This window comes from Streptomyces sp. ISL-66 (assembly GCF_018614135.1).
Lineage (GTDB): Bacteria > Actinomycetota > Actinomycetes > Streptomycetales > Streptomycetaceae > Streptomyces.
The window spans coordinates 23,632-37,713 of the sequence record NZ_JAGGOW010000168.1 but is presented as its reverse complement, the minus strand read 5'-3'; the positions used below and the strand labels follow the sequence as shown (position 1 = coordinate 37,713).

The following is a 14,082-nucleotide window of genomic DNA, read 5'->3' as shown; positions in this document are numbered from 1 at the left end:
TCGTCGACGCCGTACGGCCATCGATCGAAGACGAGTCGTAGGCAAGACCCACACTCGGACCGGCGCCCGCGATGGCGGAGGGAACCTCGACCGTATAGCCGTAGGTGAAGTTCGCGGCGTTCGAGCCGGACTGCCAGGACATGGAAGGCGCTATCGGCGTCGCGGTGTAGTCACCGCTCGCACCCGACGGGCCCGGCTCCACCGCGAGCGCGACCGCCTGCGGCGCCAGCATCTGCGGAGACGCCGAAAGAGCCGAAGACCCACCGGACTTCAGCATGCTCGGAGTGGACGTCACACCCTTGGGAGCGTCGACCTCCGCCACCAGGCGGCCCGACGCGTCCTTGTGCGAAGCGACCGGCGTACGGGCCGTACAGCCCTCCGCGCCCGGGGTCGTCAGTGCGCAGTCGGGAAGACGCACCACACGCGCGCGGTCACCCCAGTTGGCGCCCGTGGTCTTCGACCACGCCGAGACATCGAAACCGACCTGGACCTTGCCCGAAGCAGCCGAACCAGCCGCATCGGTCAGAGCCACCAGCGCGCCCTCGACACCGGCCGCCCGCGTCTTCGCCTCGTCCTTCACCTCCACCCGCAACGAACCCTCACCCGAGGCGGGGTCACCGGCGGCAGGCGCCGTGGCGAGCTCGGAAAGCTTCGCGGAGGGCTTCGGGCCGGAGCGTGCGGAGAGCCATACCGGAAGTTCACCGGCCTGAACGGGCTTTGCACCAGCGACAGTTCCCGAACCACCGGTCGAGCCGAGCGGAACGGTCGCGGAGCCGGCCGGAGCCTTGGCCTTCGCATCCGGCTTCCACGGCTTGCTCGCCGGCGCCTTGGCGTCGACAGGCTTGGCTTCCGAGCCCTTGACGGGCTGGGTCTGCGGGAGCGCCGTATTCGGCGGCACCCACACCTTCGGCGGCTTCGCCACCGCTTCGGCCGCGGGCAAACCCAGGCCGGAGATGAGCACCGCGAGCACGGCGACCATCGCTACACGTGGCCGTCTCGCGCGCACGCGCGAAAGCGAACCACCCTGACGAGACAACAAAATCCCCCCACAGAAAAGGAACACGAGAGTCCGTTTTTGACAGAGTCCGGACAGCCGCACCCTAAGGAGGGAGGCAACCCTTCACATAGGATTTCTTTAACATTCGCTTACATGATCAATGTCACGTGAGGGCAAGCTGACCCTTCGCATCCCGAAGCGGACATACAGATATGACAAAGTGTTGACAGATTTGCGGAGAGCAAGGAGCGTGCGCGTGACCTTCGTTCACCGACGCGCATAGCGAGGACCTCCTGCCCATGAGGCCATCTTCTTCATCACCTGACCCCAGGACGGGCCGGGGGTCCCTCCGGCGTCGGCGGGCATCCGCGGCCGCGACGCTTTCCGTGACCGGTGCGGCCGTACTGTCCCTGTCCCTCGGGGCCGGGCTGATCGCCGCCCCGGACGCCTTCGCGTCGAACGGGCCGGCCGACCACAACTGGCCGGCTCCCACCGCCAGGCCCGAGCCCACGGCCCAGCAGAAGGCCGTGGAAGCCGCGTTGGCCCAGGCCAAGACCATGGGCAAGCGGGTGGCCGTCGACCACCTGACGACCGGGAACTCGCAGACCTTCGCCAACCCGGGCGGCACCCTCACCGTGGACGCCGCCTCGGCTCCGGAACGGGTGAAGCAGAAGGACGGGTCCTGGCGGGCGATCGACACCACGCTGCGGGTCAACGCCGACGGCACCATATCCCCGGCGGTCGTGCCGTCCCCGCTGAGCATCTCCGGCGGCGGCACCGGCCCGATGGCGACGATGACCACAGCGGATGGCAAGAAGCTGGCCGTCAAGTCACCGTTCAAGCTGCCCAAGCCGGTGCTTGACGGCAACGACGCGCTCTACAAGAACGTCCTGCCCGATGTCGACCTGCGCCTGACCGCCACCCAGCTCGGCGGCTGGAGCCAGGTCCTGATCGTCCGCACCGCGCAGGCCGCCGCCAATCCGGCCCTGAAGAAGATCCGCCTCGACGTCGACGCACCCGGGCTCAACACCTCCGCCGACGCCGCCGGCAACATCGCCTTCAAGGACACCCAGGGCAAGGCCCGCTTCACCAGCCCCACCTCCTTCATGTGGGACTCCAGCAAGAAGGCCGCCCCCGAGGCGGTAGCCCCGAAGAGCGCGAAGACCAGTAAGTCGGCAAGCACGAGCGGCGCGGACGTCACCCCCCAGTCCGCCCCCGCCCCCGCCGCCGCCGACGCGGTCGCCGCCTCCACCCCCGACGGCCCCGGCGACACCGCCAACGTCAAGCCGATCGCCGTCAAGGCCGACGCCACCGGCATCGACCTGACCCCCGACACCTCCCTCCTCGGCCAGGGCACCGGCCCCTGGTACATCGACCCGGGCGTCAACCCGACTGCCGACAGCGCCAACCAGGCCTGGTCGCAGGTGCAGGAGGCGTACCCCGACACCAACGAGTTCAACGGGACCGCTGACGGCCAGAACACGCCGGCCACCGGCTACTGCGGCTACTCGACCTGCACCCGCAAGGGCCGCGAGCGCGCGTACTTCCAGATCGGCATCAACTCCGCCATCCACGGCGCCGAGGTCCTCGACGCGCGGCTGTACGCCACCGTCGTCTCCTCCTCCAGCCCCAGCACGGCCACCCCGATGGGCCTCTACCACAGCCCCACGGGCATCAGCAGCCCCACGACCTGGAACAACCAGCCCTGCGACAAGAACTCGCGCATGGGCGGCTGCACCAAGATCGGCGGCGCCACGATCTCGGGCACGGGTGAGATCCAGTACGACGTCACCTCCCAGATGAAGAGCCACGCCGCCATCCGCGCCTCGACCTTCACCTTCGGCCTCGCGCCGGACGACGAAGGCAACATGTACTACCGGCAGCGGTTCAGCAACACCCCGCACATCGTCACCACGTACGACTTCCAGCCCCACGTCGGCAGCCCCCGCACCAGCCCCACCCCGGGCTTCGCGGGTACCGGCACCTACTCCGCCTGCACCACCCCGGGGGCGGCCCAGCCCTGGGACAACCCGGGCTGGATCGGCGCCAACTCCAACGTCTACCTGACGTCCGACACCTGGTCGCCCACCGGCCGCCAGCTGCAGACGACCTTCCAGATCTGGGACGACGACGCCGCCGGCCAGTCCGTGTGGCACCAGACCGGCTGGAACGGCTCCTCCGGCGACGCGGTCGTCGATGCCGGCATGCTCATCGAAGGCCACCAGTACGGCTGGACCGCGCGCACCACGGACGGCACGCTGACCAGCGCCGAGACCGGCTGGTGCTTCTTCCGGGTGGACCGGACCGCGCCGTCCGCGGCTGTCACGTCGAGCGACTTCCCGCTCTCCGGCACCACCGGCGGTCACCCCAAGCGCGTCGACGAGACGGGCACCTTCACGCTGTCCGGTGCGGACAACGCCCCGATCACCGGCACCAACCGCAGCTCCGGCCTGGCCTGTGCCCGCTGGACCACGGACCCGGTGAAGGCGGCTTCCGACTGGAACTGCACCGACAGCGACCCCGGGATCATCAAGACGTTCACGGCCGGCAAGGCCACCGTCCAGTACACCCCCCGGGCCTGGGGCACCAACTACCTGTACCTGCAGACCCAGGACAACGCGGGCAACATGTCGCAGCCCGTCGCTTACAGCTTCTACGTCCCGTCGAACCCGAACAGTCCGGCGCCGATCTTCGGCGACATCAACGGTGACAAGAAGGCCGACGTCGTCCTCGCCGACGCCGCAGGCAACATCCGCCAGATCAACGGCGGCGGCGACCCCGCCGCTTCCCCCGTCGCCCTCGCCCGCTCCAGCGTGAGCGGCAACGGCTGGAACGGCATCCAGCTCACCCACCGCGGCAGCCTCGGCAACAAGAACGTCGACGACCTCCTCGCCCACGAGCCCGGCAAGCCCAACCTGTACGTCTTCACCAACAGCGGCACGGGACTGGTCGACGGCCAGGCACCCAACAAGGTGGACAAGCCCGGCTCCTGCGCCAAGGCGGACTTCACCCCGATCAACTGCGCCGACTACGGCTTCGGTACCGACTGGTCCAAGGTCACCCAGATCGCCGCCTACGGCTCGGTCACCGGTGACAGCAAGGCCGGACAGCCGAACTCCCTGCCCCAGAGCTCGCTCCTGTTCGTGGAGAACGGGCGCCTGTGGCTGGGCATCCCCGGTGCCACCAACCAGCTCGACTCGCCGGCGTACCTGATCTCCGGCAACGACACCCGCTGGGACGGCTACGAACTGCTCACCCCCGGTCGCGCCAAGGGCACCAACTACGCGACCCTGTGGGCCCGCAACAAGACCGACGGCGGCACGCTCCACGCCTTCACCATCACGGGCGGCACCCCCGAGGCACCCGTCCTGACCGGGATCGCCGATCCGGCCGCCGGCCTCATCACCGGCAAGATCGACCCGGCCCGCTACCCGCGCGTCGGCTCCGACGGCGACCTCACCGGCGACAACATCCCCGACCTCTGGGCCGTCGACACCACCCAGCAGCTCTTCTCCTTCAATGGCGTCGGCACCGCCCCCAACGGCACCTCGGTCCTCTACCCGACCGTCACCGCCGTCGCCCCGGGCGTCACCCTGCAGGGCAACCTCAACACCCCCGCCTACCAGTGGAAGCTGAACGCCGGGACCGCCACCAGCACCCCCAGCGCCGGCGGCAACAAGTACCCCGCCACCACCGCGGGCATCACCTACCCCGCCGCCGAGACCATCGAAGGCCGTAGCACCTCCTACGCGGCGTTCAAGGGCGCCGGGTCGACCATCACCACCAGCGGTCCGGGCCTCGACACCCGCAAGGACTTCACCATCACCACCTGGGCCAAGCACGGGTCGACGACCCCGGGGCCCACGACGAGCATGGTCGTCAGCCAGGACGGCACGCTGAACAGCTCGTTCATGATCTACGGCGACAAGAACACCGGTCAGTGGCACTTCGCCATGGCCAACGCGCAGGGCGGAGGCTGGCCCTACGACTACACCAGCGTGGCCAACCAGGCCGCCCGGTGGACCCCTGACGCCTGGACCCGCCTGACCGCCGTCTACAACGCCGGCAGCGGCCTGATGAGCCTCTACGTCAACGGCGTCCTCGCCAGCACCGGACACCACGCCGCAGCCACCAGCCCCGCCCCCAGCGGTCCGATCGTCTTCGGCCGCTACAAGGTCTCCGGGGCCAACTCGGACGTACTGAACGGCGGCGTCAGCAACTTCGCCGCCTACCAGTACGCGGCAGCCCCCACCGCCCCGGCGACCACGGGCCGGATCACGCTCACCGCGGCCCCGGCCCCGGGCATCTGCGTGGACAACGACTACGCCAGCACCGATGACGGCAACAAGATCCAGATCGCGGGCTGCAACGGCACCGTGGCCCAGGAGTTCGACGTACGGGCCGACGGATCCCTCCGGATCCAGGGCAAGTGCGTGAACGCGACCAACTCGGGTACCGCCAACCTCACCCTGCTCGAACTGCGGACCTGTGGCGGTACTCCGACCCCGGCCCAGAAGTTCGTGCCCCGCGCCGACGGCTCGATCTACAACCCGGTCTCCGGCCGCTGCGTGGACCTCGGCAACTACAACACGACCCCGGGCACCCAGCTCTGGCTGTACGACTGCAACCCCTCCAACGCCCAGCGCTGGACCATCACGACCCTGGCCACCGCGCCGCTGCCGGTACCCACCCTGGACGCGGCACCGTGACCCACCGGTAGCACCGCTGCCACCGGAATCACCGGCACCAGCACCAGCACCAGCACAAGTACCAGCACCACAGCATGACGACGGCCGCCCCTCCCATCCGGGAGGGGCGGCCGTCGCCGTATGTCCGTGGAACCGCCGTCAGCGCGGCAGTGTCGCCGGGGAGCCGCCGTTCGCCTCGTAGCCCGCCACCGCCAGGGCGCGGTAGACCGCGTACGAGGCCGCCGGGTCCGGGTCGGCCGACCAGGGGAGGGCGCCGACGTAGCCGTCGACGTGGCGGACCTGCTCCATCGCCTCCGCCCACCGCTCGCCGCCGACTAGGAACAGCAGCAGCAAGTGCCGTACGTGCGCCAGCATCGGATCGTCGGGGCGCGCGCTGTGGACCGCGTACAGCGCGCCCTCCACCGCCCGCGTCACCGCCGCGCTCTGGTGGAAGCTGCGGATCAGGACCACGTCGGGCACGTGCTCGTACAGCGCGAACAGCGGCAGCGCCGCCAGCAGCGAGCCCCGCGGGGCGCGGGCCGCCGCGTAGTGGGTGAAGGCGTCGGCCTTCTCCCGGGAGCCGTGCCACTTCGCGCACCAGTAGTTCAGCGCGGCCAGGTGCGCGCCCATGTGCTGCGGCGCCCGGTCGATGATCTTCGCCCACAGCGCGTCGTACTCGGCCTCCGAGTAGTGGAGCATCCGGGCGACGGCCAGCTCGACGATGTACGGGACCGGGTCGCCCGGAGCCAGCAGCGCGGCCGTGCGGCAGGACTCCCGGGCCTCCTCCGCGATGATCCGGACGTCGGCGTCGCTCACGCCCTCCGGGCGCCGCCACATCTGCTGCGCCAGCAGCTCCGCGTGCACCTGCGCGCCACCCGCGTCCTTCGGCGCCTCCAGCCGCCACGCCTTCAACCACGGCGCGCCGAGACCGGGCTCCCGGGCGAGCTCCAGCGCCGCCGAACCGGCGAAGGCCTGGACGCGCTGCCAGCGCACCTCGCCCTCCTTCGGGGTACCGGCCAGCAGCTGGGAGGCGGCCTGCCACTGCCCGGTGCGCCGCACGTGGTCCAAGGCGTCCATCAGGTCCTGGTCCGGGCCGGGGATCCGGACGTCGAGCTCCTCCTGGAGGGCGAATCCGTAGTCCGCGGGGTCGGCGGCGTCGGGGCTGCCGGGCACGGCCAGGCGCAGGCCGCCGCGCTTGCGCCGAAGGTACGGTCCGACGGCGGCCAAGAGCAGGCCCATCGCGAGCAGGAACCACAGAATCTCCATACCCCCCAGCGAACCAGACCCACCCGTACGAACGCCAATACGGACGGGCCGGCGTGAGGGGGGAGAGAAGAGGACGGGGGCCGCCGGGGCATTAGCATCGGGCCATGAGCGACGACAGCCACGAGCACCAGAGCTTCGAGACCCGCGCCATCCACGCGGGCAATACGGCGGACCCGCGGACCGGCGCGGTCGTACCCCCGATCTACCAGGTGTCCACGTACAAGCAGGACGGCGTCGGCGGACTGCGCGGCGGCTACGAGTACAGCCGCAGCGCCAACCCGACCCGCACCGCGCTGGAGGAGAACCTCGCGGCGCTGGAGGGCGGCCGCCGCGGCCTCGCCTTCGCGTCCGGGCTCGCCGCCGAGGACTGCCTGCTGCGTACGCTGCTCTCCCCGGGCGACCACGTGGTCATCCCGAACGACGCCTACGGCGGCACCTTCCGCCTCTTCGCGAAGGTCGTCTCCCGCTGGGGCGTCGAGTGGTCGGTGGCCGACACCTCCGACGCGGCCTCCGTACGGGCCGCGCTCACCCCGAAGACCAAGGTGATCTGGGTCGAGACCCCTTCCAACCCGCTCCTCGGCATCACCGACATCGCCATGGTCGCCGACATCGCGCGCTCGGCCGGCGCCAAGCTGGTCGTGGACAACACCTTCGCGTCCCCCTACCTCCAGCAGCCCCTCGCGCTCGGCGCGGACGTGGTCGTGCACTCGCTGACCAAGTACATGGGCGGGCACTCCGACGTCGTGGGCGGCGCGCTCGTCACCGCGGACGCGGCGCTGGGCGAGGAGCTGGCCTACCACCAGAACGCCATGGGCGCGGTGGCCGGCCCCTTCGACTCGTGGATCGTGCTGCGCGGCATCAAGACGCTGGCCGTGCGCATGGACCGGCACGCGGAGAACGCCGCCAAGATCGTCGAGGTGCTCCAGCGCCACCCGAAGGTCTCCAAGGTCCTCTACCCGGGCCTGCCCGAGCACCCGGGCCACGAGGTCGCCGCCAAGCAGATGCGCAACTTCGGCGGCATGGTCTCCTTCCAGGTCGTCGGCGGCGAGGAGGAGGCCGTCGCGGTCTGCGCCCGTACGAAGATCTTCACCCTGGCCGAGTCCCTGGGCGGCGTCGAGTCCCTCATCGAGCACCCGGGCCGCATGACCCACGCCTCGGTGGCCGGCTCGGCCTTGGAAGTACCCGCGGACCTGATCCGCGTCTCGGTCGGCATCGAGAACGCCGACGACCTGATCGCGGACCTGACGCAGGCGCTGGGCTAGCCGCGGGCCGGCCGGGCCTGTACGAGCCGTCGGCCCGGCCCCCCCGGCCGCTCCGTGTGCGGAGCGGCCGGGGGGCCAGCACCGGCAGCGGCACCGGGACCCGGACCGGGACCCGCTGCTCAGCGGTCCCGGCGCGGGCCGCCGGTCACCAGTCCCGCCACGGCGGAGACGTCTCGCTCGACGGCGTCGCCCACGGGTGGGTCAGCGAGGCCCAGACCAAGAAGGCGACCGCCGCCGCGAAGAGCACCATCCACCCGATCCGGCGCACCGCCCGGCGCCGCCGCAGCACGCGGTCCCCGCGTGCGGCCGCGCCCGCCGCCAGCCCGGCCGGCACCGTCGGGTACGGCCCCTCCAGGAGCTGCCTGACCCGCGCTTCCTTCGGCTCCGGTTGGCTCATGCGGCACCTGCCGCAGCCGGCCCGGCCGCCGTCGTCGGGGCCCGACCGGACGCGGGAGCGGCCCGCAGCTCGGCCACGGCCCGGCCGCAGAGCGCCCGCACCCGCTCGGGCGGCAGCCCCAGCTGCGCCGCCGTGACCTCCTCCGCGACCCCCTCGTAGATCCGCAGGACCAGCACGAGCCGCTCCAGCGGACCCAGCCGGGCGAGTATCCCGCTGCCGCCGTGGTGGCGCCGGCCCGTGCGGGCGAAGGCGGCGCACAGTTCCTGGCGGGTGTAGTCGTACGGGTCGTCCCCGCGCAGCCTGCGCCAGTTCGCGTACGTACGGGCCAGGGCGCCCCCGAGGAGCCGGCGCGCGGCGGGGGCGTCGGCCGCGCCGGGCGCTCCCGTGTCGGGCTCGGCCGTGAGCAGGATCGCGACGCGCAGGAGCCGCCCCGCCGCACCGGCGACGAAGGCTTCGAACTCCGCGTAAGGGCCCGGGCCGTGGTCCACAGACCACATAGTGCGGCCGGTGGGACCACCCCGGTCAAGGGGTCGGGCGCAGCGGGATCAGGAGGCGGGGCCCGCCTCGGAGGCCGGGTCGGCCCCGCCCTCGGCGCCGGCCGACATCAGCTCGGACAGCGAGAGGTTGAAGCGGGTCAGCAGCGCGGTGAACGACTCGCGCTCCCCTTCGTTCCAGCCGTCCGTCACCCGGGCCATCAGCTCGCGCCGCGAGGAGCGGACCTCCTCCAGGCGCGCCAGCCCGCGCGGGGACAGCGCGAGCACCACGGCCCGCCCGTCCTCGGGGTGCGAGGTCCGCTTGACCAGGCCGCTGTCGACGAGCGGCGCGACCTGGCGGGTGACGGTCGAGGAGTCGATGCCCATGCCGCCGGCGAGCGCCTTGACGCCCATCGGGCCTTCCAGGTCGAGCCGGTTCAGCAGCAGGTACGCGGCCCGGTCCATGGAGTTGCGGACCTGGCCGACCCCGCCCAGGCGGGTCTGCTCGGCGCGCCGGGCGAAGACCGCCACCTGGTGCTGGAGCGCGTCGAGGAGACCGGCTTCGGCGGGCGCTTCGGCCGGTGCGGGCAGGTCGGAACTGGCCGGGGTGGAAGGCATGGCCGTGGGCTCTCTTCGCGTGGGGCCGACAAGGACGGGGGACAGAGTACGCGGCCGTGCGGCGGCTCGTACTCCTCGTACGAGAACTGATACGGCCGGTGCGGAACCCCGCTCGCGAGCCGTCCCGGATGGCGGGATCCAGCCCCTCCGCGCGAGGCGCCCGCGCGCCCTCCCGCGTCCCTCCTCCTTACCGTGCCGTGCCGTGCCCTCCTTCCTTCCGCCCCGGGCCCGTCCGCTTCTTTCCGGCCCCGCGTCTTCCGTCCCCCGTCCCCAGGCCCCCGCGTCCCGCGTCCCGCGCCGCGCGGCGGACCGGCTGCGAGACTGGCCGCATGAACTACCGCGTGCCGCAGCCCGTTCCGCAGGTCATCCTCGACGACGTCAGGGGGGCCCAGAAGATGCTCTCCGGCGTTTCCCGGGTGACCGCGATGGAGGGCAGCCGGTACCTCTCGTCGCTCACCGGCTCCCCGGTCCACTTCAAGTGCGAGAACCTCCAGCGCACCGGCTCCTTCAAGCTGCGCGGCGCGTACGTGCGCATCGCGGGTCTGCGCCCCGAGCAGCGCGCCGCCGGAGTCGTCGCCGCCAGCGCCGGCAACCACGCGCAGGGCGTGGCCCTGGCCTCCTCCCTCCTGGGGGTCCGCTCGACGGTGTTCATGCCCGTCGGGGCGCCGCTGCCGAAGGTGGCCGCGACCCAGGACTACGGGGCCGAGGTGCGGATGCACGGGCAGGTGGTGGACGAGACCCTCGCCGCCGCCCAGGAGTACGCGGACCGCACCGGGGCGGTGTTCATCCACCCCTTCGACCACCGCGACATCATCGCGGGCCAGGGCACGGTCGGCCTGGAGATCCTGGAGCAGTGCCCGGAGGTGCGCACGATCCTGGTCGGCATCGGCGGCGGCGGGCTCGCGGCCGGTGTGGCGGTCGCGGTGAAGGCGCTGCGGCCGGACGTGCGGGTGGTCGGCGTCCAGGCGGCGGGCGCGGCCGCGTACCCGCCTTCGCTGAAGGTCGGGCACCCGGTGTCGATCGAGAACCCGAACACGATGGCCGACGGCATCAAGGTCGGGCGCCCGGGCGACATCCCCTTCAAAATCATTGGCGAGCTCCTCGACGACGTCCGTACGGTGTCCGAGGACGCGCTCTCCAGCGCCCTGCTGCTCTGTTTGGAGCGGGCGAAGATGGTGGTCGAGCCGGCCGGGTGCAGCCCGGTGGCCGCGCTGCTGAGCGAGCCCGAACGGTACGGCGACGGCCCGGTGGTCGCGGTCCTGTCCGGCGGGAACGTCGATCCGCTGCTCCTGCAGCGGATCCTGCGCCACGGCATGGTGGCGGCCGGCCGCTACCTGTCGCTGCGGCTCCGCGTGACCGACCGGCCGGGGGCGCTGGCGGGCCTGCTGGGGGTGCTGTCAGTGGTGGATGCGAACGTGCTGGACGTGAGCCACGTACGGACCGACCCGCGGCTCGGGCTGACGGAGGTGGAGGTGGAGCTGCACCTGGAGACGAAGGGGCCGGAGCATTGCGCGGAGGTCGCGCGGTCGCTGCACGGCGCGGGGTACAAGGTCATGGGCTAGCCCGGCGGTTCAGAGCCGTGGCGGAACGCGATATGACGCGATACCCTTCGCCCGTTCGGCCGGGCTTGATCCACCCGGCGCCCCTAGGATCTGCGTAGAAATGTAACGATTCTGCTCGGCTCGATCCGCACTGGGGGAATCCATATGCCAGGCGCCATCTACGCCGAAGGTCTGGTCAAGACCTTCGGCGACGTACGGGCTCTGGACGGCGTGGACCTCGATGTCCCCGAAGGCACCGTCCTCGGTCTGCTCGGCCCGAACGGGGCGGGCAAGACCACGACCGTGCGCGTTCTGACCACCCTCCTCCAGCCCGACAGCGGCAAGGCAGTCGTCGCGGGCATCGACGTACTCAAGCACCCCAACGAGGTCCGCCGCGCGATCGGCCTCTCCGGCCAGTTCGCCGCCGTGGACGAATACCTGACCGGCCGCGAGAACCTCCAGATGGTCGGCCAGCTCTACCAGATGAGCGCCAAGGCCGCGAAGGTCCGCGCTGCCGAACTCCTGGAGCGGTTCAACCTCGGCGACGCCGCCGACCGCACGGCCAAGACGTACTCCGGCGGCATGCGCCGGCGCCTCGACCTCGCGGCGGCCCTGGTCGTCAGCCCGCCCGTGATGTTCATGGACGAGCCCACCACCGGCCTCGACCCCCGCAACCGCCAGGCGCTGTGGGGCATCATCCAAGAACTCGTCGCGGGCGGCACCACCCTGCTGCTCACCACGCAGTACCTGGAGGAGGCCGACCACCTCGCGCACGACATCTGCGTGGTCGACCACGGCAAGGTCATCGCGCGCGGCACCTCCGACCAGCTCAAGGCCCGCACGGGCGGCGAGCGCGTCGAGGTCGTCGTGCACGAGCGCGACCGCATGGCCACCGCCCGCGAGGTCCTCGCCGGCTTCGGCACGGGCGAGACCACCGTCGAGGAGCACACCCGCAAGCTGACCGTGCCGGTCTCCGGCGGCGCCAAGCTGCTCGCCGAGGTCATCCGCGAACTGGACGGGCGCGGCATCGAGATCGACGACATCGGCCTGCGCCGCCCCACCCTGGACGACGTGTTCATCTCCCTCACCGGCCACGCGGCGCAGCTCGCGGACCCGGAGAACGGCGACGAGGCACCCGCCGCCGACGCCAAGGGCGGCCGCAAGGCCCGTAAGGAGGCGGCCAAATGACCCTCACCTCCGCGACCCCGGAGCTGCTGGCACCCCGCCCGCGCGGCGGACTCGTCCAGGGAGGCAAGGACTCCCTGGTCATGGCCAAGCGGAACCTGATCCGCATGTCCCGCATCCCCGAGATGATCATCTTCGGCGTGATCCAGCCGGTGATGTTCGTCGTCCTCTTCAGCTACGTCTTCGGCGGATCCATATCCGTCGGCGGGAGCACCTCGCCCGCCGCCTACCGCGAGTTCCTGATGGCGGGCATCTTCGCCCAGACCGTCACCTTCGCCACGGCCGGCGCCGGCGCGGGCATCGCGGACGACATGCACAAGGGCCTCATCGACCGCTTCCGCTCCCTGCCCATGGCCCGCGGCGCGGTCCTGACCGGCCGCACCCTCGCCGACCTCGTCCAGACCACCCTCACGCTCGTGGTCCTGGCGATCGTGGCGCTGCTTGTCGGATGGCGCACCCACAGCAACATCGGCGAGGTCCTCGGCGGCTTCGCCCTGCTGCTCCTGCTCGGATACGCGTTCTCCTGGATCGGCGCCCTGATCGGCCTGTCGGTGCGCACCCCGGAGGCGGCCACCTCGGGCGGGCTGATCTGGCTCTTCCCGCTGACGTTCATCTCGAACGCCTTCGTCCCCTCCGACAACATGCCGGCCTTCCTGCGGCACATCGCGGAGTGGAACCCCTTCAGTGCCACCGTCCAGGCGGCCCGGCAGCTCTTCGGCAACCTCCCGGAGGGCTACCCGACCCCGGAGGCCTGGCCCATGCAGCACCCGGTCATCGCGTCGATCCTCTGGTCGGTGCTGATCATCGTGGTCTTCCGCACCCTGGCGGTGCGCAAGTACCGCTCGGCGACGGCGTAGGCCCGCCCCGGCCCCCGCACGGGCCGTGAAAGCACTTCGCCCCGCCGGGCTGACGCTCGGCGGGGCGAATTTCGCAAAGGGGGTGATCAGCCGGTGAAGGGCTTGACGTCGAGGATCTTGACCGAGGCCTGCTTGCCGTTCGGCAGCTCGTACTGGGCGTCCTCGCCGATCTTCTTGCCCATCACGCCGGTGCCCAGCGGGGACTGCGGGGAGTAGGTCTCGAAGTCCGAGGACGCGTACTCGCGCGAGGCCAGCAGGAACTCCATGGTGTCGTCCTCGTCGCCGTCGAAGGCGATCTTGACGAGGGTGCCGGGGGCCACCTCGCCCTCCGAGGCGGGGGCCGTGCCGACCTTCGCCTTCTCCAGGAGCTGCGTGAGCTGGCGGATGCGGAGCTCCTGCTTGCCCTGCTCCTCCTTGGCCGCGTGGTAACCGCCGTTCTCACGGAGGTCACCTTCCTCGCGCGCAGCAGCGATCTTGGTCGTGATCTCCGTGCGTGCGGGACCAGAGAGGTACTCCAGCTCGGCCTTCAGCTGGTCGTACGCCGCCTGGGTCAGCCAGGTGACGCTCTCGCTCGTCTGGGTCACGGGTGCTCCTCGTCGGTACAGGGACTACAAAAGCCGCCAGCGGCGGACGAAACCACGAGCCTAACAATTCGGGAAGAAAAGGGGGAGGACACCAGGCGTGTGAAGTGCGTCAGGGCCCGGTGACGAAGCCGGAAGAACCGGAATCCGCGGAACGAGTGCCTCCGCCGCGGCCCGGCGTGTTGCCCGTCGCACGGTGCGTGCGGCTGTCAGGGCA

Annotated in this window: 10 protein-coding genes and 1 pseudogene; 5 read left to right on the top strand and 6 right to left on the bottom strand. The window is 71.3% G+C overall.

What is annotated here, in order from left to right; translation table 11 throughout:
- A pseudogene (locus tag J7E97_RS29665) lies at positions 1-979 on the bottom strand (hypothetical protein); the annotation flags it as partial.
- A 404-nt stretch (positions 980-1,383) separates the two neighbouring features.
- On the opposite strand from J7E97_RS29665, the gene J7E97_RS36885 reads away from it, so the two are divergent.
- Positions 1,384-5,706: a ricin-type beta-trefoil lectin domain protein gene (locus tag J7E97_RS36885; RefSeq protein ID WP_215033724.1), complete on the top strand. Its 4,323-nt coding sequence runs from the start codon at positions 1,384-1,386 to the stop codon at positions 5,704-5,706.
- A gap of 138 nt (positions 5,707-5,844) precedes the next feature.
- Here J7E97_RS36885 and J7E97_RS29655 read toward each other — a convergent pair whose 3' ends face one another.
- The gene (locus J7E97_RS29655; protein ID WP_215033722.1) at positions 5,845-6,951 is read right to left on the bottom strand and encodes a hypothetical protein; all 1,107 of its coding nucleotides are present in this window, start codon (positions 6,949-6,951) and stop codon (positions 5,845-5,847) included.
- A gap of 104 nt (positions 6,952-7,055) precedes the next feature.
- Between J7E97_RS29655 and J7E97_RS29650 the strand changes: the two genes are divergently transcribed.
- Positions 7,056-8,213, top strand: coding sequence for a cystathionine gamma-synthase (locus J7E97_RS29650; RefSeq protein WP_215033720.1), 1,158 nt, complete (start codon positions 7,056-7,058; stop codon positions 8,211-8,213).
- A gap of 145 nt (positions 8,214-8,358) precedes the next feature.
- Here J7E97_RS29650 and J7E97_RS29645 read toward each other — a convergent pair whose 3' ends face one another.
- The 3 genes from J7E97_RS29645 to J7E97_RS29635 are packed head-to-tail and all read right to left on the bottom strand — an operon-like array spanning position 8,359 to position 9,701.
- Positions 8,359-8,610, bottom strand: coding sequence for a hypothetical protein (locus J7E97_RS29645; RefSeq protein ID WP_215033718.1), 252 nt, complete (start codon positions 8,608-8,610; stop codon positions 8,359-8,361).
- Positions 8,607-9,098, bottom strand: coding sequence for a sigma factor-like helix-turn-helix DNA-binding protein (locus J7E97_RS29640; RefSeq protein ID WP_308346843.1), 492 nt, complete (start codon positions 9,096-9,098; stop codon positions 8,607-8,609). Before J7E97_RS29640 ends, J7E97_RS29645 begins: the two co-directional genes overlap by 4 nt.
- Positions 9,099-9,155: 57 nt before the next feature.
- Positions 9,156-9,701 (bottom strand): MarR family winged helix-turn-helix transcriptional regulator, encoded by a 546-nt coding sequence (locus tag J7E97_RS29635; protein ID WP_215033714.1) that lies wholly within the window; start codon positions 9,699-9,701, stop codon positions 9,156-9,158.
- Positions 9,702-10,030: 329 nt separating this feature from the next.
- Here J7E97_RS29635 and ilvA point away from each other — a divergent pair, with 329 nt between their 5' ends.
- The 3 genes from ilvA to J7E97_RS29620 all read left to right on the top strand — a co-directional run bounded on the left by ilvA (position 10,031) and on the right by J7E97_RS29620 (position 13,284).
- Positions 10,031-11,263 carry a threonine ammonia-lyase gene (ilvA, locus tag J7E97_RS29630; RefSeq protein WP_215033712.1) on the top strand — a complete coding sequence of 411 codons (1,233 nt, stop codon included), beginning with the start codon at positions 10,031-10,033 and terminating at the stop codon, positions 11,261-11,263.
- Positions 11,264-11,407: 144 nt separating this feature from the next.
- Positions 11,408-12,430: an ATP-binding cassette domain-containing protein gene (locus J7E97_RS29625; RefSeq protein WP_215033710.1), complete on the top strand. Its 1,023-nt coding sequence runs from the start codon at positions 11,408-11,410 to the stop codon at positions 12,428-12,430.
- Positions 12,427-13,284 (top strand): ABC transporter permease, encoded by an 858-nt coding sequence (locus J7E97_RS29620; RefSeq protein ID WP_215033708.1) that lies wholly within the window; start codon positions 12,427-12,429, stop codon positions 13,282-13,284. The genes J7E97_RS29625 and J7E97_RS29620 overlap by 4 nt, the downstream gene beginning before the upstream one ends.
- A gap of 86 nt (positions 13,285-13,370) precedes the next feature.
- Here J7E97_RS29620 and greA read toward each other — a convergent pair whose 3' ends face one another.
- Positions 13,371-13,868: a transcription elongation factor GreA gene (gene greA / locus J7E97_RS29615; RefSeq protein WP_215033706.1), complete on the bottom strand. Its 498-nt coding sequence runs from the start codon at positions 13,866-13,868 to the stop codon at positions 13,371-13,373.
- Positions 13,869-14,082 lie beyond the last annotated feature (214 nt).